Annotated in this window: 24 protein-coding genes and 1 riboswitch; of the genes, 8 read left to right on the forward strand and 16 right to left on the reverse strand. The window is 74.4% G+C overall.

The window, feature by feature from the left end; genetic code table 11:
* The coding region (locus MHY29_RS04715; protein WP_239238445.1) for a hypothetical protein at positions 1-215 on the reverse strand (215 nt) is incomplete at its 3' end.
* A gap of 46 nt (positions 216-261) precedes the next feature.
* Between MHY29_RS04715 and MHY29_RS04720 the strand changes: the two genes are divergently transcribed.
* Together MHY29_RS04720 and MHY29_RS04725 are read left to right on the forward strand one after the other, a co-directional pair.
* Positions 262-1,521, forward strand: a complete 1,260-nt coding sequence (locus MHY29_RS04720; RefSeq protein WP_239238446.1) for an NRAMP family divalent metal transporter — start codon at positions 262-264, stop codon at positions 1,519-1,521.
* A gap of 2 nt (positions 1,522-1,523) precedes the next feature.
* Complete coding sequence (locus tag MHY29_RS04725) at positions 1,524-2,309, forward strand: putative hydro-lyase (protein WP_239238462.1); 786 nt, start codon at positions 1,524-1,526, stop codon at positions 2,307-2,309.
* Positions 2,310-2,318: 9 nt separating this feature from the next.
* Here the strand turns inward: MHY29_RS04725 and MHY29_RS04730 are convergent, their stop codons facing one another.
* The 5 genes from MHY29_RS04730 to MHY29_RS04750 all read right to left on the reverse strand — a co-directional run bounded on the left by MHY29_RS04730 (position 2,319) and on the right by MHY29_RS04750 (position 8,515).
* Complete coding sequence (locus MHY29_RS04730; protein WP_239238447.1) at positions 2,319-2,966, reverse strand: GntR family transcriptional regulator; 648 nt, start codon at positions 2,964-2,966, stop codon at positions 2,319-2,321.
* Positions 2,963-4,735 carry a biotin carboxylase N-terminal domain-containing protein gene (locus MHY29_RS04735; protein ID WP_239238448.1) on the reverse strand — a complete coding sequence of 591 codons (1,773 nt, stop codon included), beginning with the start codon at positions 4,733-4,735 and terminating at the stop codon, positions 2,963-2,965. Before MHY29_RS04735 ends, MHY29_RS04730 begins: the two co-directional genes overlap by 4 nt.
* The gene (locus tag MHY29_RS04740; protein ID WP_370643450.1) at positions 4,732-6,399 is read right to left on the reverse strand and encodes a carboxyltransferase domain-containing protein; all 1,668 of its coding nucleotides are present in this window, start codon (positions 6,397-6,399) and stop codon (positions 4,732-4,734) included. The genes MHY29_RS04735 and MHY29_RS04740 overlap by 4 nt, the downstream gene beginning before the upstream one ends.
* The gene (locus MHY29_RS04745; protein WP_370643451.1) at positions 6,396-7,163 is read right to left on the reverse strand and encodes a LamB/YcsF family protein; all 768 of its coding nucleotides are present in this window, start codon (positions 7,161-7,163) and stop codon (positions 6,396-6,398) included. The genes MHY29_RS04740 and MHY29_RS04745 overlap by 4 nt, the downstream gene beginning before the upstream one ends.
* 200 nt (positions 7,164-7,363) lie before the next feature.
* Positions 7,364-8,515, reverse strand: a complete 1,152-nt coding sequence (locus tag MHY29_RS04750; RefSeq protein WP_239238449.1) for a glutathione S-transferase family protein — start codon at positions 8,513-8,515, stop codon at positions 7,364-7,366.
* Between the two features lie 12 nt (positions 8,516-8,527).
* Here MHY29_RS04750 and MHY29_RS04755 point away from each other — a divergent pair, with 12 nt between their 5' ends.
* Together MHY29_RS04755 and MHY29_RS04760 are read left to right on the forward strand one after the other, a co-directional pair.
* The gene (locus MHY29_RS04755) at positions 8,528-9,343 is read left to right on the forward strand and encodes an MBL fold metallo-hydrolase (protein ID WP_224356394.1); all 816 of its coding nucleotides are present in this window, start codon (positions 8,528-8,530) and stop codon (positions 9,341-9,343) included.
* Positions 9,344-9,428: 85 nt separating this feature from the next.
* A complete protein-coding gene (locus MHY29_RS04760; RefSeq protein ID WP_224356393.1) occupies positions 9,429-9,950 on the forward strand; it encodes a universal stress protein in 522 nt (173 codons plus the stop codon).
* Positions 9,951-9,995: 45 nt separating this feature from the next.
* Here MHY29_RS04760 and MHY29_RS12380 read toward each other — a convergent pair whose 3' ends face one another.
* On the reverse strand, positions 9,996-11,534 hold the full coding sequence (locus MHY29_RS12380; RefSeq protein ID WP_305080744.1) for a mechanosensitive ion channel family protein: 1,539 nt from the start codon (positions 11,532-11,534) through the stop codon (positions 9,996-9,998).
* A 90-nt stretch (positions 11,535-11,624) separates the two neighbouring features.
* Here MHY29_RS12380 and hisD point away from each other — a divergent pair, with 90 nt between their 5' ends.
* Together hisD and MHY29_RS04775 are read left to right on the forward strand one after the other, a co-directional pair.
* Positions 11,625-12,944 carry a histidinol dehydrogenase gene (hisD, locus tag MHY29_RS04770; protein ID WP_239238450.1) on the forward strand — a complete coding sequence of 440 codons (1,320 nt, stop codon included), beginning with the start codon at positions 11,625-11,627 and terminating at the stop codon, positions 12,942-12,944.
* A gap of 13 nt (positions 12,945-12,957) precedes the next feature.
* Complete coding sequence (locus MHY29_RS04775; RefSeq protein WP_224356390.1) at positions 12,958-13,335, forward strand: RNA-binding S4 domain-containing protein; 378 nt, start codon at positions 12,958-12,960, stop codon at positions 13,333-13,335.
* Between the two features lie 143 nt (positions 13,336-13,478).
* Here the strand turns inward: MHY29_RS04775 and MHY29_RS04780 are convergent, their stop codons facing one another.
* The 5 genes from MHY29_RS04780 to MHY29_RS04800 form a co-directional block, all read right to left on the reverse strand.
* Positions 13,479-13,700 carry a hypothetical protein gene (locus MHY29_RS04780; protein ID WP_224356389.1) on the reverse strand — a complete coding sequence of 74 codons (222 nt, stop codon included), beginning with the start codon at positions 13,698-13,700 and terminating at the stop codon, positions 13,479-13,481.
* 30 nt (positions 13,701-13,730) lie between these two features.
* A complete protein-coding gene (locus tag MHY29_RS04785) occupies positions 13,731-14,426 on the reverse strand; it encodes an ABC transporter ATP-binding protein (RefSeq protein ID WP_224356388.1) in 696 nt (231 codons plus the stop codon).
* A complete protein-coding gene (locus MHY29_RS04790; protein WP_286670233.1) occupies positions 14,423-17,230 on the reverse strand; it encodes a hypothetical protein in 2,808 nt (935 codons plus the stop codon). The genes MHY29_RS04785 and MHY29_RS04790 overlap by 4 nt, the downstream gene beginning before the upstream one ends.
* A gap of 107 nt (positions 17,231-17,337) precedes the next feature.
* Positions 17,338-17,694 carry a hypothetical protein gene (locus tag MHY29_RS04795; RefSeq protein WP_224356387.1) on the reverse strand — a complete coding sequence of 119 codons (357 nt, stop codon included), beginning with the start codon at positions 17,692-17,694 and terminating at the stop codon, positions 17,338-17,340.
* A 337-nt stretch (positions 17,695-18,031) separates the two neighbouring features.
* The gene (locus MHY29_RS04800; protein WP_224356386.1) at positions 18,032-18,586 is read right to left on the reverse strand and encodes a hypothetical protein; all 555 of its coding nucleotides are present in this window, start codon (positions 18,584-18,586) and stop codon (positions 18,032-18,034) included.
* 268 nt (positions 18,587-18,854) lie between these two features.
* Positions 18,855-18,974, forward strand: a riboswitch (SAM riboswitch).
* Between the two features lie 73 nt (positions 18,975-19,047).
* On the opposite strand from MHY29_RS04800, the gene MHY29_RS04805 reads away from it, so the two are divergent.
* Both MHY29_RS04805 and MHY29_RS04810 read left to right on the forward strand, forming a co-directional pair.
* On the forward strand, positions 19,048-19,572 hold the full coding sequence (locus MHY29_RS04805) for a flavin reductase family protein (protein WP_224356385.1): 525 nt from the start codon (positions 19,048-19,050) through the stop codon (positions 19,570-19,572).
* Positions 19,573-19,803: 231 nt separating this feature from the next.
* Positions 19,804-20,007 carry a cold-shock protein gene (locus MHY29_RS04810; RefSeq protein ID WP_224356384.1) on the forward strand — a complete coding sequence of 68 codons (204 nt, stop codon included), beginning with the start codon at positions 19,804-19,806 and terminating at the stop codon, positions 20,005-20,007.
* Positions 20,008-20,018: 11 nt separating this feature from the next.
* Here the strand turns inward: MHY29_RS04810 and MHY29_RS04815 are convergent, their stop codons facing one another.
* The 4 genes from MHY29_RS04815 to MHY29_RS04830 are packed head-to-tail and all read right to left on the reverse strand — an operon-like array spanning position 20,019 to position 23,160.
* The gene (locus tag MHY29_RS04815) at positions 20,019-21,347 is read right to left on the reverse strand and encodes an MFS transporter (RefSeq protein WP_239238451.1); all 1,329 of its coding nucleotides are present in this window, start codon (positions 21,345-21,347) and stop codon (positions 20,019-20,021) included.
* A complete protein-coding gene (locus MHY29_RS04820; protein ID WP_370643452.1) occupies positions 21,344-21,904 on the reverse strand; it encodes an MFS transporter in 561 nt (186 codons plus the stop codon). Before MHY29_RS04820 ends, MHY29_RS04815 begins: the two co-directional genes overlap by 4 nt.
* A 12-nt stretch (positions 21,905-21,916) precedes the next feature.
* Positions 21,917-22,525 carry an MFS transporter gene (locus MHY29_RS04825; protein ID WP_239238456.1) on the reverse strand — a complete coding sequence of 203 codons (609 nt, stop codon included), beginning with the start codon at positions 22,523-22,525 and terminating at the stop codon, positions 21,917-21,919.
* A gap of 50 nt (positions 22,526-22,575) precedes the next feature.
* Positions 22,576-23,160, reverse strand: a complete 585-nt coding sequence (locus MHY29_RS04830; protein WP_239238459.1) for an acyl-CoA thioesterase — start codon at positions 23,158-23,160, stop codon at positions 22,576-22,578.
* Positions 23,161-23,228: the final 68 nt, after the last annotated feature.

A 23,228-nucleotide genomic window follows, 5' to 3' on the forward strand; every position in this document is an offset into this window, starting at 1 on the left:
ACACCGGGGGCGAGCTCCTCGATCTCCGGGCGGCCGGGGCGGTGCTGTGCGACATGGCCACCATCCTGGCCGGGCCCCCGGACCCCCGCCACCAAGGACAGCCCAACCTCGCCCGGGTCGCCCGGGACGCCCGGGACGCCCGGCCCACCCGGGACGCATCGTTGAACGATGTTGCCGCTGTTGTTGAACAACCGGTAGGCTTCCCGCAGCGTCATGTGATGACCGTCACCACGTCCGGCGCCCCAGGAACAGGAGACCACCGTGTCCCACGCAGATCCCACCGCGCACGCGCGCGGGGACGCCGCGGCGGGCGAGGCCGTCCAGGCCTCCTCGTCCAGCCGGCGCACCGCCCTCCTCGGGGCCATGTTCCTCATGGCCACCTCGGCGATCGGCCCCGGCTTCATCACCCAGACGGCGACCTTCACGGTCCAGCTCGGCGCCGCCTTCGCCTTCGCGATCCTCGTCTCGATCCTGATCGACATCGCCGTGCAGATGAACGTGTGGCGCGTGATCGGCGTCTCCGGCATGCGCGCGCAGGAGCTGGCCAACAGCGTGCTCCCCGGCCTGGGCTGGGTGCTGGCCGTCCTCGTGTTCGTCGGCGGCCTCGTCTTCAACATCGGCAACATCGCCGGCACGGGCCTCGGCGCCAACGCCATGCTCGGTGTGGACCCGCTGATCGGCGGCGCCGTCTCCGCCGTGATCGCCCTGCTGGTGTTCCTCTCCAAGCGCGCCGGTGTGGCCCTGGACCGGATCGTCGTCGTCCTCGGCGCCGTCATGATCCTGCTCATGCTCTACGTGGCCGTCACCTCCGCCCCGCCCGTGGGCGAGGCCCTGCGCCAGTCCGTGTTCCCGGAGAAGGTCGACTTCTTCGTGATCGTCACCCTCGTGGGCGGCACCATCGGCGGCTACATCACCTACGCCGGCGCCCACCGCATGATCGACTCCGGCGTGAAGGGCGTGGACGACGTCGAGGCCATCACCCGCAGCTCCGTGCTGTCCATCCTGGTGACCGGCGTCATGCGCGTCCTGCTGTTCCTGGCGATCCTCGGCGTCGTCGCCTCCGGCGTGGCCCTGGCCAAGGACAACCTGGCGGCCTCCGCCTTCCAGGCCGCCGCCGGCGACATCGGCCTGCGCATGTTCGGCATCGTGCTCTGGGCGGCCGCCCTGACCTCCGTGATCGGCGCGTCCTACACCTCCGTGAGCTTCGTGACGAAGTCCACGACGACGACCCGCACGCGCAACCTGCTGACCGTCGCGTTCATCGTGGTCTGCACCGTGCTGTACCTGGCGCTGCGCCAGACCCCGCAGACCCTGCTGGTGTTCGCCGGCGCGTTCAACGGCATGATCCTGCCGATCGGCTTCGCGGCCCTGCTGTGGGTGGCGTGGCGCCGCCGGGACCTGCTGGGCGGCTACCGCTACCCGACCTGGCTGCTGGTGATCGGTGCGCTGTCCTGGCTCCTGTCCGTGTTCATCGCGGTGCGCGGCTTCCTGCCCATGGTCCAGATGATCACCGGGGCGTGAGCATGACCGCCCTCCACGGCGGCACCGGCCCGGCCGAGGCGCGCGAGCGCTTCCGTGCCGGGCTGGTGCGTCCCACGGCCGGGATCGCCGACGGGTTCGCCCAGGCGAATCTGATGGTCGTCCCGCAGGACCTCGCCTGGGACGTCCTGCTGTTCGCGCAGCACAACCCCAAGGCCCTGCCCCTGCTGGGCGTCCTCGAGGCCGGCGAGGTCCGCGGTCCCGCCGTCGACGGGGACGTCCGCACGGACGTCCCCCAGTACGTCGTCTACGAGGACGGCGTGCCGGTGGGCCGACCCACCGACCTGCTCGAGGTGTGGCGAGACGACCTGGTCACGTTCCTGATCGGCTGCTCCTTCACCTTCGAGTCCGCGCTCGTGGCCGAGGGCATCCGCATCGCCCACCAGGACGCCGGGGTGAACGTGCCCATGTACCGCACCACGCGGCGGTGCGTCCCCGCCGGGCGACTCTCCGGGCCGCTGGTGGTCTCCATGCGGCCCATCCCCGCGGACCGGGTGGCCGACGCGGTCCGGATCACGTCCCGCTACCCGTCGGTGCACGGTGCCCCGGTCCACGTGGGCGACCCGGCCGCATTGGGCATCGCCGACCTCTCCGCGCCGGACTTCGGCGACGCCGTCGAGGTGCCCCCGGGGCACCTGCCGGTGTTCTGGGCGTGCGGGGTGACTCCGCAGGCCGCGGTGATGGAATCGCGCCCGCCGCTGGCGATCAGCCACGCCCCGGGGCACATGCTCATCACCGACATCCCGGACCGGACGTTCCAGATCCCCTGAGCGGTCCGCTCAGCCCCGGAGGCCGTGGGCGGCGCCGTCGAGGTGGCGCAGCACGAACGCCTCCGCCTCGTCGAGGTAGCCCTCCAGCATGGCGTGCACGGCGTCCAGCTCCCCCGCCAGGAGGCGCCCGGCGATCCACCGATTGCGCTCGGCGAACGCCTGGTGCAGGCCCGTCTCCAGGTCCAGGGGCAGGAAGGACAGCCGCACCCGCGCCAGCACAGACGACATCACCCTGCTGAGGTCGGGCGAGGCGGCCAGGTCCACGATCCCCAGGTGCAACAGGTGGTTCGCGTCGCCCAGCTCCCGCACCGCGGGCTCGGGCCGGCCCAGCAGCTCCGCGGACCGGCCGATCCGCTCCTCGGCCGCCGGGGTGAGCCAGCCGTGCCGCAGGGCGCCGAGCTGGATCACGCGGCGGGTGCGGTAGAGACCGCGGACGTCCTCCGCGCCGGGGGCGGCCACGAACACGCCGCGGTGGGGCCGTCGCACCACGAGGCCCTCGACCGCCAGCTCGGAGAAGGCCTCCCGGAGGCTGTTGCGGCTCACACCGAGCTCGGCCGCCAGCGCGACCTCGCCCAGTCGCTCGCCGGGCTGCAGACGCGCCTCGCCGATCCGCCGCCGCAGGTCGTCCGCCGCACCCTGCGCGGCGGGCGCGGTCATGCGCGCACGGAGGCGAGCACCTGACCGCGCGTCACGGCGGCCGGGGCGTCCCCGACCGCGCGCTCGACCCGACCGGCGCGCGGGGCGCGCACCGGGGTCTCCATCTTCATCGCCTCCACGACGGCGATGGTGTCACCTTCAGCCACCTGTGCGCCGTCCTCGACCTTCCATGACGCGAGCGTGCCGGTGACCGGGGAGGTCACGGCGCCCTCGTCCACGGACTGCTCCGCCGGGGCGGAGGCCCCGGTGCGGGCACCCCCGCCGCCGAGCAGGGCCGCGTGGAGGTCCGCGGGCAGGCCGAGTCGGACGGCGCGGCCGTCCACCTCCACCGTGACCGTGGTGCGGCCGCCGCCGGGCACCGAGGCGCCCAGGTGCGGGGAGGCCGCCAGCGGTGCGGCGAACTCGGACTCGATCCACGTGGTGTAGACGCCCAGGCGGTCCCCCGAGGTGAAGGCGTCCTGCTCGAGCACGGCGCGGTGGAAGGGCACCACCGTGGGCACGCCCTCGATCCGCAGCTCGGCCAGGGCGTCGCGGGCGCGGGCGATCGCCTGGGAGCGGTCCTCGCCGACGACGATCAGCTTGGCCAGCAGCGAGTCGTACTCGCCGGGGACCACGGAGCCGGTGCGGACGCCGGAGTCCATGCGCACGCCGGGGCCGGTGGGCGCCTCGAACGCCTCGACGGGCCCGGGCACCGGCAGGAAGCCGTGGGCCGGGTCCTCCGCGTTGAGGCGGAACTCGATCGCGTGGCCGCGCGGGGCGGGGTCCTCCGGGATGGACAGGGGCTCGCCGGCGGCGATGCGGAACTGCTCGCGGACGAGGTCCACCCCGAACACCTCCTCCGTGACGGGGTGCTCCACCTGGAGGCGGGTGTTCACCTCGAGGAAGCTGATCAGCCCGTCCGGGGCCACGAGGTACTCCACGGTGCCGGCGCCGGTGTAGCCGGCGGCGCGGCAGATCTCCCGGGCCGAGGTGTGGATGCGCTGCCGCTGCTCGTCCGTGAGGAACGGGGCCGGGGCCTCCTCCACGAGCTTCTGGTTGCGGCGCTGCAGGGAGCAGTCACGGGTGCCCAGCACCGCCACGGCGCCGTGCTCGTCGGCGAGCACCTGCGCCTCCACATGCCGCGGGCGGTCCAGGAACCGCTCCACGAAGCACTCCCCGCGGCCGAACGCGGCCACGGCCTCGCGGACGGCCGACTCGAAGGCGTCCTCGACCTCGGAGAGCTCGCGGACCACCTTGATGCCGCGGCCGCCGCCGCCGAACGCCGCCTTGATGGCGATCGGCAGGCCGTGCTCCTGGGCGAAGGCGCGCGCCGCGGCCGCGTCCGGCACCGGGCCGTCCGAGCCGGGCACCAGCGGGGCGCCGGCGCGCTGGGCGATCGCGCGGGCGGTGATCTTGTCGCCCAGGTCGCGGATGGCCTGCGGGGACGGGCCGATCCAGGTGAGGCCGGCGTCGATCACAGCCTGCGCGAAGTCCGCGTTCTCGGAGAGGAACCCGTAGCCCGGGTGCACGGCGTCCGCGCCGGAGCGGCGGGCCACGTCGAGCACGGCGGCGATGTCCAGGTAGGTCTCCGCGGACGTGGAGCCCGGCAGCGCGTACGCCTCGTCCGCGACGGCCACGTGCATGGCCTGGGCATCCGGGTCCGAGTACACGGCGATCGAGGCGATCCCGTGGTCCCGGCAGGCGCGGGCCACGCGCACGGCGATCTCCCCGCGGTTGGCGATCAGCACCCGGGTGACGGGGCGGGAGGCTGTGGTGGACGGGGTGCTCATGCGGTGGGCTCCTGGGAGGGCTGGGGATGCAGGACGAAGCGGACGCGGGCGCCCGGGGGCAGCTGGGCGGCCAGGCCGAGGTCGGCGCGGGCCACGACGCCGATCACCGGGTAGCCGCCGGTGACGGGATGGTCCGCGAGGAAGAGGACGGGCTCGCCGGACGGGGGCACCTGGAGCGCCCCGCGCACGGCGCCCTCGGAGGCGAGCTCCCCGGTGCGGATGCGCTCGAGCGGACCGGCCTCACCGGCCGTGAGCCGGACACCGATCCGGTCGGTCTGCTGGCTGACCGCCCACTCCTGGGCGGTCAGCCGCTCGAGGCCGGCCGGGCCGAACCAGTCGTCGCGCGGGCCGGGCACCACGCGCAGCACGGCGGTCCCGCCGGGTGCGGGCATGGGCCGCAGCGGCGCCTCGGGGTCGCCCACGGGCACGACGCCGGCGCGCGGCGCGTCGAGGTCCGCGCGGCGGGCCAGGGCCTGGCCGGCGGTGAGCGGGGCGGGGCCGAGCCCGGAGAGGGTGTCCGTGGCGCGGCTGCCCAGGGTGCGCGGGGCCTCGAGGCCGCCGCGCACGCCCACGTAGACGCGCAGGCCGGCGGTCGGCTCCTGCACGGTGAGGGTCTCCCCGTCCAGGAGCGGGAACGGGGTGCGCGGCGAGACCGGACGGGCGACGCCCCCGGGCCCGGTGACGACGCCGGTGGCCTCGGCGCCGGCGAGGGCGAGGACCTGGTCCCCGCGGGCGGTCAGCGCCAGGCCGCCGAGGACGGTCTCGAGGACGGCCTCGCCGGAGGCGTTGCCGACCAGGCGGTTGGCCTGGCGGGCGGCGTCGCGGTCGGCGGCGCCGGAGGCCACCACGCCGAGGTCGCCCAGCCCGGGCCGGCCGAGGTCCTGCAGCAGCGTGAACAGGCCCGGGTCCGCCACGGTGAGGCCGGGGGCGGAGGCTTCACCGGCGTCAGGGGTGTGGGCGGCGACGAGGGTGTCCTCCGCGGGCGCCTCGGCGGCGGGGGCGGCGCCCCGCACGGCCTCGGCGCGCACGGGGACGTAGCGCACCCGGTCGCCGGGCTCGAGGAGGGCGGGGCGCTCGCGGCCCAGGTCCCACATCACGGCGTCGGTGTGCCCGAGCAGCTGCCAGCCGCCGGGCGAGGTGCGCGGGTACACGGCTGAGAGCTGACCGGCCACGGCCACGGCGCCGGCGGGGACGGCCGTGCGCGGGGAGTCCCGGCGAGGCACGTCGAAGGGCGGGGCTTCGGCGGCGCAGTAGAGGAAGCCGGGGGCGAAGCCGCCGAACGCGGCGAACCAGTCCGTCTCCACGTGGGCGCGGACCACGGCCTCGGGCGAGAGCCCGGTGAGGCGGCCGACCTCGGCGACGTCCTCGCCGTCGTACACCACGGGGATCTCCACGGTCCGCCCGGCGTCGCGGTCCTGCGCGTCCGGGTCCAGGGCGGCCACGCGCGGCGCGGCGTGCTGCGCCGCGGCCTGGGAGGTGAAGGTCACCAGCACGGTCCGGGCGGCGGAGAGCACCTGGCGCTGGCCGCGCTCGGGGTGGGCCACGAGGTGGGCGTGGACGGCCATGACGTCGGCCAGGGACGCGCACTCCACGAGGAAGGCCTGCGTGCCGACCGCGCGGATCGGGCGGGGCGTCGCGGCCCCGGGCGCCTGCGTCCCGCTCACGCGAACGACGCGATCGTGACGCCGGCGTCCTCGAGGGCGCGGCGGACGGCGGCGGCCATGGACACGGCACCGGGCGTGTCGCCGTGCAGGCAGATGCTCTCGGCCTCGACGCGCACGTCCGTGCCGTCCACGGCCTCGATGACGCCCTCGGTGGCCAGGCGCACCATGCGGGCGGCCACCTCGTCCTCGTCGTGCAGGACGGCGCCGGGCTCGCGGCGGGAGACGAGCGTGCCCTGCGGGGTGTAGCCGCGGTCGGCGAAGGCCTCGGCCACCCCGCGCAGGCCGGCCTTCTCGGCCTTCTCCAGGGCCACCGAGCCGGGCAGCAGGAGGAGGGGCAGGTCCGCGCCGAAGGCGGCGACGCCGTCGACCACGGCCTGGGCGTGCTCCTCGTGGTGGACGATCGTGTTGTAGAGCGCGCCGTGCGGCTTCACATAGCGCACGGTGGCGCCGGCCGCGCCCGCCAGGGCCTCGAGCGCGCCGATCTGGTAGAGCACGTCGTCGGCGAGTTCGGTGGGCGAGCAGTCCAGGAAGCGGCGGCCGAAGCCGGCGAGGTCGCGGTAGCCCACGTGCGCGCCGATCGTGACGCCGGCGGCGACCGCGTCACGGCAGGTCTGGGCGATCCCCGAGGGATCGCCCGCGTGGAAGCCGCACGCCACGTTGGCGGAGGAGACGGAGGGCATGATGGCGGCGTCGTCCCCCATCATCCACGAGCCGAAGGACTCGCCGACGTCGGAGTTCAGGTCGATCTGCGGCGCGTGAGACACAGTGCAGTCCTCTCGGATCGGACCCGGCTGAGGTGCCGGTCACACAATCTTGAGGCATGAGGGGCGGTTGTTCAACAATCCACGGCGCGCCCTCGTGGCGCTCACCCGGTCCGCACGCCAACGCGGGTTGAGTTATCGCGGGTGTTCCCGCCCAGGACCCGCGATAACTCAACCCGCGTTGCGGGCCGGGCCGAGCGACCTCACCGCAGCGGCGTGTGCGCGGGGTCGACCCGCTCGTCGTCGCGCACCGGGCCCGGGGCGGTGCCGCCGCCCCACGGGTCCCCGCCGAACGCCTCACGCCCGTGATCGCTCAGCCAGCTCGCCAGCTCCGGGCCCGCGGGCACGATGCCTGTCGGGTTGATGTCCTCGTGCACCACGTAGTAGTGCTCCTTGATCTGGGCGAAGTCGATCGTGTCCCCGAAGCCCGGGGTCTGGAACAGGTCCCGCGTGTAGCCCCACAGCGCCGGCATCTCGGTCAGCTTGTTCCGGTTGCACTTGAAGTGCCCGTGGTACACGGGGTCGAACCGCACCAGCGTGGTGAACAGCCGCACGTCGGCCTCGGTGATCCGCTCCCCCATCAGGAAGCGGCGCGTCGTGAGGCGCTCCTCGAGCCAGTCCATCGCGGTCCACAGCCGCTCGTACGCGGCGTCGTACGCCTCCTGAGACCCCGCGAAGCCGCACCGGTACACGCCGTTGTTCACCTCGGTGAACACGCGCTCGATCACCTCGAACATCTCGTCCCGCTCCGGCCCGGCGTCGGGGATCAGCTGCGGGGCGCCGTCGCGGTGGAACGCGGTCCACTCCGTCGAGAGGTCGAGGGTGATCTGCGGGTAGTCGTTGGTGACGACGCCGCCCGTCGGCACGTCCACGATCGCCGGCACCGTGATGCCCCGCGGGTAATCGGGGAACCGCGTGAAGTAGTTCTCCTGGAGCCGCTCGGTGCCGAGCACGGGGTCCTTCCCGCCCTCATCGAGGTCGAAGGTCCAGGAGCGCTCGTCGTGGGTCGGCCCCGGGGTGCCCAGCGAGATCGCGTCCTCCAGACCGAGCAGGCGCCGCACGATGATCGTCCGGTTCGCCCACGGGCACGCCCGCGCCGCCACGAGCCGGTAGCGGCCCGCCTCGACGGGCCACGCCTCGGCCCCCTCGGTGAGCCCGCCGCCCACGCGGCCGACCGTGGACGGCTCGGCCACGGGCAGGGCCCGCACGGCCTCCGGGTCCGCCACGATCCGGTCCGCGATGTAGTTCGTGTCCCGCGTGAACTCCGCCCCGGACTGCACGTAGTTGCCCGTGAGCCCCTCGCGTGTGTCGATGGTGCCGCGGTCCGCGGCCTGGCCGGTCTGCTGATCCTCCATACACTCGAGCCTATGACGACGACCCCCGCCACGCCCGGCCTCACGCCCGCCCCGCTGGTGCGCTGCGTGACCGCCCAGAACCCCTCCCCGATGACCCTGGCGGGCACCAACACGTACGTGCTGTTCGCCGACGACGCCGACGCCGCCGTCGTCCTGGACCCCGGGCCCGCGGAGGACGCCGAGGGCCACCTGGAGCGGGTGCGGCAGGCGGCGGAGGGGCGGCGGATCGAGCTGGTCCTGGTCTCCCACCGGCACGCGGACCACACCGGCGGGATCGACGCGTTCCACGCCGGCACCGGCGCGCCCGTGCGCGCGGCGGACCCGTCGCACTGCCGCGGGGGCGGGCTGCCGCTGACCCCGGACGAGGAGATCGTCCGCGCCGGCGTGCGGATCCTGGCGTGGCACACCCCCGGGCACACCTCGGACTCGTACTCCTTCGCGGTACCCGAGTCCGGACCGCACGGCGCCGTGCTCACGGGGGACACCATCCTCGGGGCGGGCACCACCATGCTGGACCACCCGGACGGCACCCTCACGGACTACCTGGCCTCCCTGGCGCGGCTGCAGGCGGCCGGGCCGCTCACGGTGCTGCCGGCCCACGGGCCGGTGCCGGCGCCGCTCGACGTGATCGCCCGGGACTACATCGACCACCGTGAGGGCCGCCTCTTCCAGCTCCGCCGCGCCCTGGACGGCATGGACCCGGCCCGGGCCGCCATGGTCACCCCCTCCGAGCTCGTGGGCGTGATCTACCCCGAGGTCACCGGCCAGGTGGCGCGGGTGGCCGAGCAGGTGCTCGCGGCGCACCTGGCCTACCTGCGCCGCGGCTGACGCCCCCCTGGTCCGCGCAGGCCCCGTCTACAGTGGCGGGCGAGCGCGGCGGGACACCCCCGCCCCGGGAACGGAAGGAACCCGCATGACCATCCTCGTGGCCTACAAGCCCAGCGAGACCGCCAAGGCCGCCCTGTCCACCGCCCTCGACGTCGCCCGTCAGACCGGCGAGCACGTCGTGGTGGTCAACGCCGGCCCCGGCGGCGAGCACCGCAGCCCGTCCCTGGTGACGGAGGCGCAGCAGCAGGAGGTCCAGCGCCTCCTGGACGACTCCGGCGTCTCCGCCGAGTTCCGCCAGTACGCGCGCGGGCGCTCCACCGCCGACGAGCTGAAGTCCGTGGCGGACGAGCTGGACCCGTCCATCGTGGTGGTCGGGCTGCGCCGCCGCGGCGGGTTCGGGCGGTTCGTCATGGGCTCGGTGTCCGACGAGCTGCTGCAGGTGATCGACCAGCCCGTGCTGGCCGTGAAGGAGTACCGCGGCCGCACCCCGGATGCGGTGAGCTCCGTGGCGGAGACGGACCCCGCCACCCACGGGATGCCGTCCGCCGAGCCGGGGCACGCCCCGCGCCCCTTCACGGGCGAGCACGCCGCCGACGACGGCCGCTGACCGAGGGGCGGCCCGACGCCGGCCGGAGGACGACGGCGGGCGCCCTCAGCTCCGCGCGGCGTGCGCCCCGCCGCGGCCGGCGTCGCGGGCCGCGCGGTCCTCGCGCTCGGCGGCGCGAGCCCGCCGCTCGGCGTAGGCCTCCTCGCCGGGGCCGTCCATCTCCTGGTTCCGCTCCACGGCGCGGATCGAGCCCGTGTAGAGGGAGGCGTTCTCCCCCGCCCGGGCCAGCGGCACCGAGCCGGTGACCGTGGGCATGGGACGGGTCTGCGGGGTCGGCTCGGCCCGGGTGGAGGAGCCCCGATCGGAGGAGCCCCGATCGGACGGGGCCGGCGCGGCCGGCGCCGCGGCGGGGGCGGCGTCGTCGTGCACGTCCGGGGCGGCGTCGTCGTGCGCCTCCGGGGCGGGGTCCGACGGGCGGCGCTCCACCAGGCGCTGCGTGTAGATGCCCTCCGGGTACTCGGCCCGCAGGAAGCCCACGAGGTCCTCGCGCACGAGGCAGCGCAGATCCCACAGCTCGCCCGAGTTCTTGGCGGAGACCACGGCGCGGATGCGGACCATGCCGCCCACGGCGTCGATCACCTGCATGGCGTTCTCCCGGCCGTCCCAGAGGTCGGTGGACTCGAGCAGCTCGGTGAGCCGCGCCCGCAGCGGGTCCATGGGCACGCGCCAGTCCACGTCCATCTCCACGACGCCGGCCACCGCCGCCCCCGTACGGGTCCAGTTCTCGAAGGGCTCGCTGGTGAAGTGCTTGGACGGGTAGACCATGCGGCGACCGTCCCAGAGCTTGACCACCACGTTGGAGAGGGTGATCTCCTCCACGGTGCCGAACACGCCCTGCATGTCCACCACGTCGCCGACCCGGATGGAGTCCGTGAACGCCAGCTGGAAGCCGGCGATCACGTTGGTCAGCGTGGACTGGACCGCGAGGCCGGCGATCACGGAGATCAGGCCCGCGGACGCCAGGAGGCCGGCACCGAGGGAGCGCACCTGCGGGATGGCCAGCAGCACGACGGCGACGGCCACCACCACGATCACCGCGTTGAGCACGCGGCGCAGCAGCATGGTCTGGGTGCGGATCTTGCGCTCCCGCCGGTCGTTCACGCCTGGCTGGTGGTAGCGGGCCAGGATCCCCGACTCGACGACGTCCACCACCCGCCAGGCCGCCCAGGCCGCGGAGGCGGCGACGGCGAGCAGCAGGACGAACGCCGCGGCCTCGAACCAGGGCTGGCCGTGCGCCATGACCTCCAGGCCCACCCGGGCCGTGAGGAAGCCCGCGAACAGGGAGACGGGCGCCGTCAGCCGGGCCGCGTCCGCCTTGAGCCGGTCCCGGCGGAACAGCGCCAGCCGGGCGACGAGGAACACGCCCAGGACCACGAGCCCGCCCGCCAGGAACGCGCCCAGCACCGCGGCCACCGTGGCCCACTCCACGCCCAGCGCGGCCGACGCCGCGGACGCCCCCTGCTGCACGTCCTGCTCCACGGAGCCGGGGACCACCTGGTCCGCGGCGGAGAGCACCGCGTCGGACAGGGCGGCGTCCGAGGAGGCGGTCTGGGCGAGGACGGGGAGGAGTGCGGGGACCGGCATGCGCACAGTCTGACACCGGAGCCGGGACGCCGCCGGGGACGGAGCACAATGGAGGCTGACCGCACCGCCCTCGACCCCCAGGAGGAACCCGTGCTCTCCGTGACCGACCTGCGCGAGCTGGACACCGCCGCCGCCGACCTGTCCGCGATCGTCCCGCGCGCCGAGGTGGACGTGGCCTCCACCGTGCCCGTGGTCGCCCCGATCATCGAGCAGGTGCGCACGGGCTCCGAGCAGACCCTCCTGGACCTGGCGGAGCGGTTCGACGGCGTCCGCCCGCCGGCCCTGCGCGTGCCGGCCGAGGCGCTCACCGCGGCGCTCGAGGGCCTCGACCCCGCCGTGCGCGCCGCCCTGGAGGAGTCGATCGCGCGCGCCCGGAAGGTCCACGCGGCGCAGGTGCCGTCCGGCTCCACGGTCGAGCTCGGCGAGGGGGCCGTCGTCGAGAACCGCTGGGTGCCGGTGGAGCGCGTGGGCCTGTACGTGCCGGGCGGGCGCGCGGTGTACCCCTCCTCCGTGGTGATGAACGTGGTGCCGGCGCAGGCGGCCGGCGTCGAGTCCCTGGTGGTGACGTCCCCGCCGCAGAGGGACCACGGCGGCCTGCCCCACCCCACGGTGCTGGCGGCGTGCGCCCTGCTGGGCGTGGACGAGGTCTACGCGGCCGGCGGCGCCCAGGCCGTGGCCATGCTCGCCCTGGGCGTCCGCGCGGACGACGGCGACGGCTGGCTCTGCGCGCCCGTGCGGATGGTCACGGGGCCGGGCAACGTATACGTCGCCGCGGCCAAGCGCGCCCTGCAGGGCGTGATCGGGACCGACGCCGAGGCCGGCCCCTCGGAGATCGCGGTGATCGCGGACGGCACCGCCCGCGCCGACTGGGTGGCCGCGGACCTCATCAGCCAGTCCGAGCACGACCCGCTGGCCGCGTCCGTGCTCATCACCGACTCCGCGGACCTCCTGCGCGACGTGCTGGCCTCCGTCGAGGCGCAGGTGCCGGGCTCCTTCCACGAGGAGCAGATCCGCGTGGCCCTCACGGGCCCCCAGTCCGGCGTGCTGCTGGTCCGGGACATGGAGCAGGCCCTCGAGGTCTCCGACCTCTACGCCACCGAGCACCTGGAGATCCACACCCGCGACGCCGACGCCCTGGCCGCCCGCGTGCGCAACGCCGGCGCCGTGTTCGTGGGCCCATATTCCCCGGTGCCGCTGGGCGACTACTCCGCCGGGTCCAACCACGTGCTGCCGACCTCCGGCACCGCCCGCTTCTCCTCCGGCCTCAACACCGTGACGTTCCTGCGCTCCCAGCAGCTGATCCGCTACGGCGAGGCCGGGCTGAAGGCGCTCGCGGACGGCATCTCCGCCCTCGCCGAGGACGAGCGCCTGCCCGCCCACGGCGTGGCGGTCCGGGCGCGGTTCGCGTGAGCGGGGCTCGCTGATGGGCGCCGTCCGCATCGACGCGTGGCTGTGGGCCGTGCGGCTGTACAAGACCCGGTCCGCCGCGACGGCGGCCGTGCGCGCGGGCCACGTGCGCATCGACGGTGAGCCCGTGAAGGCGGCGACGCCCGTCGTCGTCGGGAACCGGGTGCGCGTGCGCCAGGACGGACGCGAGCGGATCCTCGAGGTCACCGGGCTGATCGCCAAGCGGGTGGGCGCCCCCGTGGCCCGACAGCAGTACGTGGACCACTCCCCGCCGCCCGTGCCGCGTGAGCTGCTCGCGGTGCCCTACCGCGAGCGCGGCGCGGGCCGGCCCACCAAGCGGGACCGCCGGCAGCTGGACGCGCTGCGGGGCCGGGCCTCGACCGGCCGGGGCTGACCCGCCCTCCCTTTCCGGATCTCCGACGTCCTGGGACTTCTCCGCCCCGGTCCGCGTAGGAGATGTCGCAGGACGTCGGAAAGCCAGGCGGCGGGGTGAGCAGGACAGGACGGCCGCCGGCTCAGCCGTCACTCACGCGACCGTCAGGTCGTGGACCAGCGGCCCGGTTCCCTCCACTTCCGAGAGCGGCGTGACGCCCCCTCGCCCTGGGCCTGGACGTGGGCGGAGGTCGTCGGCCTCGGCTCCTGCGCCTTGCCGGCGGAGCACGCCGTCATCACCAGCCCGACGACGGCGAGCCCGACTGCGACCCCGGCCGAGCGGTGGCGTCGGCTCGATGTCGGTGCCGTGATGGTGGTGCGGTGCATGAGTCGCTCCTCTGCTGGCAAGGCCGAGGGTCAGTCCTCCCCGACTCGGACAGCCCGGTCGACGGCCGCATGGACGAGGGGGTCGTGGCTGGCCACGAGCACGGCGGCCCCGGCCTCGGCGTGCTCGCGCAGCAGCGCGATGGCCTCGCGAGCCGTCACCCCGTCGAGGTGGCCGGTGGGCTCGTCGGCCACGATCAGGTGCGGCCGCTTCGACAGAGCCCGGACGAGGGCCACCCGCTGGGCCTCGCCTCCGGACAGCCGGGAGGCGGGAGCGCCGAGCCGGTGTCCCAGTCCGAGTCGCTCGAGCAGGCCCTGCACCGTCTCCTGGGCGTCGCAGGCAGACCCGGCGATGCGCCCACCATGGATCCATACCGCGGCATTGTCGAGAGCGGACAGCTCGCCGATGAGCTCGCAGGACTGGTCCACGTAGCCCAGGTGCTCACGCCGGTACCGGGCGAGGTCCCCGGCCGAGAGGTCCGCGACCTCCCCGTTCAGCGATCCGTCGGGGCTGCGGTAGGCGATCCGCCCGGCCAGCGGACGCGACAGCCCGGCGAGGTGGCGGATCAGGGAGGACTTCCCGGTGCCGGAGCGGCCCCAGAGCCCCACGACCTCTCCGGGCGCGAGGGTCAGGTCCAGCGACTCGATGAGCACGCGGGTGCCGCCGTCGGGATGGCGGTAGCCGACCTGCACGCGGTCGAGGGTGAGCACGGGCGCGGACGCGGTCATGCGGGCTGCCCCTTCCAGGCGCGGGCGAGCTGGGCTCGCCGGGTGAGCAGGGTGATGAGGAGCGTGAGGAGCAGGGCGAAGCCGGCTGCTCCCGCCACGAGGGGCAGGTCCGGGTCCGGGGTGAGCAGCGCCGGCACGACGCCGGCCACCACCGCCGCCGTGATCGCCTCCACCGCCAGGGCGGGCACGTGCCGCCCCAGCAGCCGGGCGCGGGTCCAGCCGGCGAGCAGGAGCACGGTGGCCTCAGCCCGGACGGCCTGGCCCTCCACCCGGTGCAGCTGTACGAGCAGGACGGTCCCCACGACGGCGGACAGCGCCCCGAGGGCCAGGCGGAACGGCAGGTCCTGAGCCACGGCTTCGCCGGCCAACAGGGAGGCTCCGGCCTCCCGGCGGGCCTGCAGGACGACGGCCACGAGCAGTCCCGACCCCACCGCCACGGCCGCCCGGTACGCGGCACCGGTGAGCAGCCGTGGCCAGGTGCGCGCGGTCCATCGGGTCAGCAGCGCAGCGGGGGTGCGGGCCGGTCGGGCCGCCCGGTCCCCGCCCTCCCGGACCGCGGACGCGGCGGGACGGGCCGCGAGCACCGCCGCAAGCACCACGGCTGCGGCGAGCCCCGCCGTCGTCCCGAGGCCCACGGCCACCAGCGGCACGGCCACGCCAAGGCGCCCGGACATCATGCCGATGACGGCGAGCGCGGCCACGGCGAGCACGAGCAGCGTGGGGGCGTCCTCCCGGAGGTGGCGGGCCACCGTGGCATCGCGTGTCCACCCCTGGACGGCGAGTACCCCAGCTCGACGGCGGCGGGGCCGCAAGGCCGCAGCGACGCACAGGCCCGCCAGGACGGTCAGCAGGACCACCACCGTCACCGCCTGGGAGGTCCCGGCGGTCCCGACGGCCGCGGAGACCCGCTGAGACGCGGCGAGCTCCGGTCCGAGCTGGCGCACGGTGCCGAGCGGACCCGTCCGGGGCTCGCCGTCCGTGGAGTCGAACCGGTAGGACACCACCTGCATCTCGCGCGGCGCCAGGCTGGAGGCGGCCACCGTGGTCGCGGCGAAGCCGGCCTCCTCCAGGCGCTGGGCCACGGCGTCGATGGTCGCGAGGTTCTCCGGCGTGAGCTCCTCCCCCACGCCGGCCACCCGGACGCGCACGGTGCTGAAGGGCCGCGCCAGTCCGAGGGCCTCCGCCGATGCGGCGTCCACGTAGGCGGCGGGCATCTGGTTGGCGAGGCCGAAGCCGGTGGAGGCGGGGCGCAGCCGCACGTCCTGCGGGGTGCCGCGGGGGTCCGCGACGAGGGTCGTGGGCAGCTCGACGTCCGTGAGCAGCGGGGCGATCCCCGCCAGGGCGGTGTCCGGCTCCGGGGTCAGGGTGCCCACGCTGACCAGCAGGGGCGCGTCGCCGGTGCCGAAGCGGCGCCCGTCGTCGGTGGCCGTATAGTACGCGGACTCCCGGGACGTGGACGCCGGCAGTGCCCGGGAGACCGCGACGTCGGGCCGGCCGGGGATCGTACCGGAGGCGGTCTCCACGGAGGCCGCCTCCGTCAGGGTCCCGTCCGCGGATGACGGCCGGGTCAGGGTCCGCGTCTCCTCGACCAGGGACAGACGGGGCGAGTCATAGCTCAGGACCGGGTCCTGCCCCGTGGCCAGGCCCGGCAGGGGAACCACCGTGACCCCGAGCCCGAGGCCGCCGAAACGGCCCGAGATGTCCGAGGTGGACACCTCGTCCTGCCCCGTGGTCCCGCCGGCGGGCAGCGCCCACGCCGGCATCCCCACGATGCCGCGGGGTGCGGTCGGGTCACGGGGGTCCACCGGTCCCTGTTGGATGTCGAGTCGCGTGACCGGCTCGCGGTAGGGCGTCGCACGCACCTCGAGGGACAGAGGGGCAGACCCGACGTTCGTGGCGAGCAGCGGGACGGCGGTCAGGGACTCCACCGGGCGTCCGGCCGCATCTGCAAGGTTCTGGAGGTAGGCCGGGAGCCGGTCCTTGGCCTCGAGGAGCGCCTCCGCCTCCTCGGTTGTAGCACCGGAGAGCCGGTCGACCACAGCGGGAAGGGAGCCGGCGGGCGAGGACTGCGCGAGCACGCGGAACGCATCGGCCGCGGCGGGGTGCCCGCCGAGGGACAGGAGCTGAGCCTCAGCGGCCGCGTCCACGACCACCATCCGGTTCCCCTGCGGGTCGGGGTCCGCCCACGGGGCGGCCCAATACGTGCCGGCCGGGATCTCGCGCTGTGCGGGGGGCGGCGTCTGGCCACGGGGCCCGATGGCGACGGTGGGGAGCTCGACGTCCGTGCAGGGACCGGGCTCGGGCGGAGCTGGGGTGCAGACGACCGGGTCGTCCAGCAAGGGACGCGCGTCCAGGATCGGGCCGTCGGAGAAGGAGCCGATGAGCGTGGCGTCCATGCCGAGCACGGGGCGGGGTCCGAGCCCGTCGTCGGTGCGGACGCGCGCGTCCACGTCAAATGCACGGGGACCCTGGACGCTGCCGTCCGCCGGGTAGCCGATCATGACGGCGTCCTGGTTGGCCACGCTGCGCACGCCGAAATCCCCGAGCGGGGCGGCCACCTCGACACCGGGCACCGCCCGGATGCGGCCGAGGTCGGCCGGGCTGAGGCGCTCCGCCGCGCTCGTCCACGCGGCCGTGTCCAGCGGGGCCCCGAGGGAGGCAGGGCTCGAGGCCGCCCCCGGCACGGAGACCACCAGGTCGTAGGAGCCGCGCCACGAGGAGTCAACCAGGTCGCGGAGCCGCCGCGCGGCCTGGGCCTCGACGAAGAGGCCCAGGACCACTGCCAGCGCGAGTGCGCCCGCCACCAGTCTCAGCATCCGCACGGCCGGCGGTGCCGGCCACGATGGGGAGGGCCGACTGCGCACTGCCCTGGCGACCGGGTGTTGCGACCCGGCCGTTCCGGACGACGGCCTCACGCCGCGGGTGCCGTCAGCACCATGCGGAAGGGCTTGTCATTGTCCACGGTGGCGCTGAAGGTCATGGGTCCGGCCTTCTCCACGGGAGGGGTCGCCGCAGACCACCCACCACAGAGTGCCTCCGACCCCGCCATCCAGGTCTTCTCCCCCTCAGCGCCCCGCGAGGTGTGGATGTCCGTCTTGCCCGTCGCATCCGAAGGGCATAGCAGGATGACGCGCAGGACTGCGCCCTCCTGAGCGTCCACGGTGATCTGCTGCGTGCCCGTCCCGACCTTTTCTTGTAGAACGGACTCCGTCTCCGGATGGAGGTAGTCAGAGTCCGGATTCTGACGCGTGTACTCCTCCAGCGTCATCCCATCCTCCTGGAAGAGAGCCGCCGGCAACGCTTCCCCGTCACGCGAGGCCTGAGTGTCGACGTCGGAGGAGCTGCCCGTGGCGGCCGACGCCGAAGGGCTCGCACTTGCAGAAGCTGCGGACGCGCTCGAGGGGGTCGGGTTTTCAGCCTGAGAGGTGGAGCACCCGGAGATCGTCGCGCCGACGAGAACAGCGGCGGCGAGGGCGGCTAGACGACGTGAAGGAGAAAGTGGGAAGAGCGGAAACATGGGAGGCCTGTTCGTCGAGGGAAGAGAAGTCGATGGTCCGGCGTCCGGCGTCGGGCGCCCTGCGCCCGACGCCGGACCACGCGCCGCATCAGAGCTTGTAGTGCTGGAAGTAGAACTGCTGCCACGGGGTGTAGAACGACCCACTGCGCAGGGTGACCACATTGCAGGCCCTGTTCAGCATCTGACGGTTCCACGTCCCCTGCGCACGCTTGGCACCAATGGCAAGCTTGCCTCCGTTCGTGTAGGTGCTGGGCACCTTCCATGTCCCGCTCACAGTGTTGGTGGAGGAGTAGCTCACTCCCACTCGGGTGCCGACCTTCGCGGAGACCCCCGCGAGGATGGCACTGACATCTCCGGACACCTCGCCCGTGATGTCGCCGCTGACACCGAACGTCCGCCCGGTGGCGATGGTGAGCGTCACACCAGGCGCCCCGGACACCGAAGAATAAGATGAGTAGGACTGCTTGAAGGTGTTCGACGTCACTGAGGTGTTCGTCCAATACTCCTCGGCGCAGTACGCGTCCGGCGAGACGGCCTCTCCATCCCCGGGAGTCGTTGCCGCCCCCGCTGCCGGAGCCACCATCAGTGAGGCGGCGACCACGGTGCCGGACGCCAGGGCCGCCAGCTTCTTCTTGATATTCATCCGCATGATTCGATCCCTTTCAGAGAACCGTATGCGGGGGCCGTGGGCTGCGGTCTCGAGCTCCCCCCCCTCTCGAGTAAGTGAATCGTGATGGCCCGCCGTGCCATGTGTCAAGCATCACATTTTCATGTGATCCCCCTCGCCGTCGAAGATGCTGGAGGGGTCGTCCTCCCACCCGATCGGTGCATCCGACTGCGACCCCGCGCGTCGCCCACGCTCCGGACCGCTTTTGACCGCCCCACGGACCCCTCCGTAGGCTGGTCCCCAGAATCACGAGTTCCCGTCATTCACGGCCCTGGCCGGCGGGACGGCAACCCTCTCACGCAGTAGTGGGGTGCTCCAGGTGATGATTCGGCCCCTCGGACACCCCGGCGGGCAAGTACCGCGTCTCCGCGGATCCGGGCGATCCGCGTTCCCGCTGTCTGCGGAGCCGCGTCAGTCGTCGGAAGAGGACGCGCGCCATGACCCTGATCCACGCACCCCACACCGCCGCGTGGGACACCGACCTGTCCCTCGGCAACCTCCGCTCCGGCCTCTCGGCCTTCCCCACCGGGGTCGTCGCGCTGGCGGGCCTCGCCGACGACGTCCCCGAGGTGATGGTGTCCTCCTCCTTCGGCGTGGGCATCTCCTGGGAGCCGGCCCTCGTGTCCTTCTCCGCGCAGAACAGCTCCCGCACCTGGCCGCGCCTGCGCCGGGCCGGGGCGATCGGCGTCTCCCTGCTCGCGGCGGACCAGACGCCACTGTGCCGTCAGCTGGCCGCCCGCGAGGGCGACCGCTTCGCCGGTCTCGACGTGCACCGCAGCCCGCACGACGCCCTGCTGATCGGGGGCTCCTCGCTCTGGCTCGAGACGCGGGTGCACGCCGAGGTCCCGGCGGGCGACCACACGGTGGTGCTGCTGGAGGTGACGGCCTTCGCGGATCACACGGACGACGCTCCCCCGGCCGCCCTGCACCGCAATCTCTTCCACGGCCTGCGCGCGCTCTGAGAGAACTCCAGGTGAACATTTCAGCCCCTGGTCCCCGGTCGGCGAGATCCGTGCAATGATGGAGCCTGAAGTTGATTCAGCTGTATCTCGCAATTCACTGCTTGTCGGGCCGGTCCGCCGGATCCGGATGAGCGTTGGGCAGGCGGTTCAGTTCTACCGCTTCACCCGTGTGCGACTCCGCACCCGGCCCAACCGCCCGCATCACCGCGGGCACATCGAAAGGACACCAACATGGCTGTTGGCACCGTCAAGTGGTTCAACTCCGAGAAGGGCTACGGCTTCATCGCCCCCGAGGACGGCTCCGCCGACGTCTTCGTGCACTTCTCCGCCATCCAGGGCAACGGCTTCAAGGAGCTGCAGGAGAACGACCGCGTCGAGTTCGAGACCCAGCAGGGTCCCAAGGGCCTGCAGGCCGCCGACGTCACCAAGCTCTGAACCACACCGGTTCACTGATCGGCTGACGCCGATCCACCACGGCCCCCGCCACTCCGCACGGAGCGCGGGGGCCGTCGTCGTCGCGAGCGCGCCGCCCGCTCCACGCCCGAGACCGCGAGCACGGCACACGCCGTCCACACCGCGGCGGACGGGCCCAGGGGCGCCGCCGCCAGTCCCGCCGCCGCGGGCAGCACCACCTGGCCCAGCCGGTTGCCCATCAGCCGCACCGCCAGGGCGGTGGAGCGCCAGGCGTGCGGCACGGCCTCACTGATCACGGACATCGTCAGCGGCTGCCCGACGCCCAGGGTGAGCCCGCCCGCCACCGCGGCCGCGGCTGCCAGCCAGAGCAGCCCGGAGGTCATCCCCACGGGCACCGTCGCGATCGTCGCCGCGGACGCCCACAGCGCCACCGCCAGCAGCAGCTCGCGTGAGAACCGGCGGCGCAGCCGCGGCAGGAACACGCGGGAGACGAGCGAGCCGGCCCCGCGCAGCGCCAGCAGCGCCCCCACCCACGCGGCGCTCACGCCGTGCCGCTCCCCCACCACGGGCAGGAACGCGGTGAGGATGTCCAGCACGGCCAGCAACGCCAGGGACGCCAACATGGCCGAGCCGACACCGGGCCGGGCCAGGATCGCCCGGACGGTGGGGCGGCCGGCGTCGTCACCCGGGGCGGCACCGGACTCGGCAGACGCCTCACGCGCGGCGGGGTCCCGCGTCCCGGGCGGCGCACCGGGAGCGAGGAGCACGGGCAGCGCGCCGGCGAGCGCGAGCCCGGCGGAGACCCACAGGGCCAGCGTCGTGGCGTCGCGCGGGGTGCCGCCGACGGCGGTGAGGATCCCTCCGGAGAGCAGCGGGCCGAGCATCTGCCCCAGGGAGAACGCGGCGGTAAACCAGCCGAACGCGCCGTCGAGCAGGTGCGCGGGCGCCCGGCGCGCGATGGCCGCCTGCCCCGCGATCGTGAACGCCAGGTGCCCCACGCCGAGGACAGCGGAGGCGGCCAGCACGGCGGCCACGTCCGTCGCGAGGGCCAGGCCCGCCGCACCGGCGGCGAGCACGGCGGCCCCGGCCACCACGAGCGGCGCGGCCGAGGACAGCCGGTCCGTCACCCGGCCCAGCCACAGGGCGCCCACCAGGGGCAGCAGGGCATAGGCGGCGGTCGCCAGGCCGACGGCGGCGTCCGGGGCGCCGAGGGCCAGCAGGTGGTAGCTGGTCACGGGGCGGGCGAGGTTCGTGGCGGCCTGGGTGAGCACCGCGGCCCCGATCAGCGCCCACAGCCACCCGGCGCCCGGCCCCGCGGTCGTCCGCTCCCCCGCGGCCGCGCCCGTGCGGCTCTCCGTCATGCCGCCCGGGGCGCGCCCTGCCGGTCCGTGTGGCGGCGCAGCAGCCCGACCACGGCCAGGGCCAGCAGGTAGAACACGCCCACGGCCAGGAAGCCGACGCGGAAGTCCCCGGTGAGGTCGCGCAGCAGGCCCATCACCAGCGGGCCGCACGCGAAGCCGGCGTACATGCCCATGGCGTTCACCCCGGAGGCGCCGCCGAGGTGGTGGGCGGGCACCGCGTCCATGAGGCCGGCGTTGGTGACCACGTTGGTGCCCAGCACGGTCAGCCCGTGCACGGCCGCGCCCACCCACAGCAGCGCCGGGGCGTGGAGCAGGTCCGCCCCCAGGAACACGACGACGCCGACCACGGCCCCCAGCGCGATCCCGGCCAGCAGGGTGGTCGGGCGGTGGCCGGCCGCCATCCGCCGAGACCACCAGATCCGGGAGAACACGCCGATCACGCCCGAGGTGGCCGCGGCCGCGCCGCCGATCACGAGGGTCTGGTCCAGGGATTCCACGGCGAACAGCGGCAGGTACATGTTGGTGGCCTGCATGCCGAAGCCGGTGAGGAACGCGATGCCCGCGAAGAATCACACGGTGGCCGGCAGCGGGGTCCGCGCCCGCCCGGCCCGGAGCGCGACGACGCCCAGCAGCCCCACGAGCGCGGCGGCCACGAGGGAGGCCCCCGTCCAGCCCAGGCCGAGCGCGGCCACCGGGAAGAACAGCCCGGCGAACAGCTGGGAGGCCTGCACGCCGGACTGCTTCACGCCGATCCACCCGATGCGCCGCTCCGCGGGCACCGAGGTGCGGATGATGCGGTTGGTGGTGGGGTTGGAGATGGTCTGGGTGACGCCGGCCAGCACGGCCGCGCCGTAGAGCGCCCAGAGGGAGCCGGCGAACCCGCCGACCGCGAGGGCGAGGGCGGAGCCGAAGAAGATGATCGCCATCTGAGTGCGGCTGGAGAGCCGGTCCGCGGCGCGGCCCAGTCCCACGGAGGTCACCGCGGCCGCCGCGAACACCACCGTCATCACGGTGCCGAGCTGGCCGGAGGTCACCCCGAGCCGATCGATGATCACGGTGGAGGACGTGGAGACGGCGTAGTTGAACACCGGCCCCGCGCCCATGGCGGCCAGCAGCGTCCAGAGCAGGAGGGTGCCGGGGGCGCGGTCGGCCGGGCGGGAGGGCGTGGAGGCGGTCACGGCTCCCAGGGTAGGCCCGCCGGGGGCGGCGGGACCGCCGGAGGGCCCGGTCAGACGTCGGCCGGCGCCGGCGTCCCCCAGGCGTGCGGCAGCGGCGTGCGGGCGGAGGGCAGGGCGATGTCGGAGCGCCAGCCGTGCAGCCACTCCGGCAGCAGGGGCTCGGCGGCGAGGTCGTGGCCGAGCTCGCGGGCCAGGTCGCGGACGTCCTCGTTGGAGACGGGCGTGCCGTCCTTCGAGCGCAAGCGGGTGCAGATGAACGCGCGCACGGCCACGTCCCCGTCCACCACCGCACGCTGCTCGAACCAGACGGCCCGCTCATCCAGGCCGATGATCCGGGACTCCACGGTGAAGCGGGTGCCCAGGGTCACGGAACGGCGGAACGCGATCTGCTCCGCCTGCACCACGGGCAGCCAGCCGCGCCGCTTGGCGCCGTCCCAGACGCCGGTGCGGACCATGAGGTCGAACCGGCCGAGGTCGAACAGCCCGAAGTACTGGCCGTTGTTGATGTGCCCCGCGAAGTCCACGTCCGTGGGCAGGGCGCGCAGCGGCAGGGTGGAGGCCTCCCAGATCCCCAGGCGGGGGCGGCGGCGGGCACGGGCGACGACGAGGGCGGTGCGGGGCAGCAGATGGAGCATGGGCCGGAGCCTACCGGGTCGAACGTGAGCCCGATCACCCCCGGCCGGGGGGGGGTGGCGTCGCGCCC

The organism is Micrococcus sp. ACRRV, from assembly GCF_022346985.1.
GTDB lineage: Bacteria > Actinomycetota > Actinomycetes > Actinomycetales > Micrococcaceae > Micrococcus > Micrococcus porci.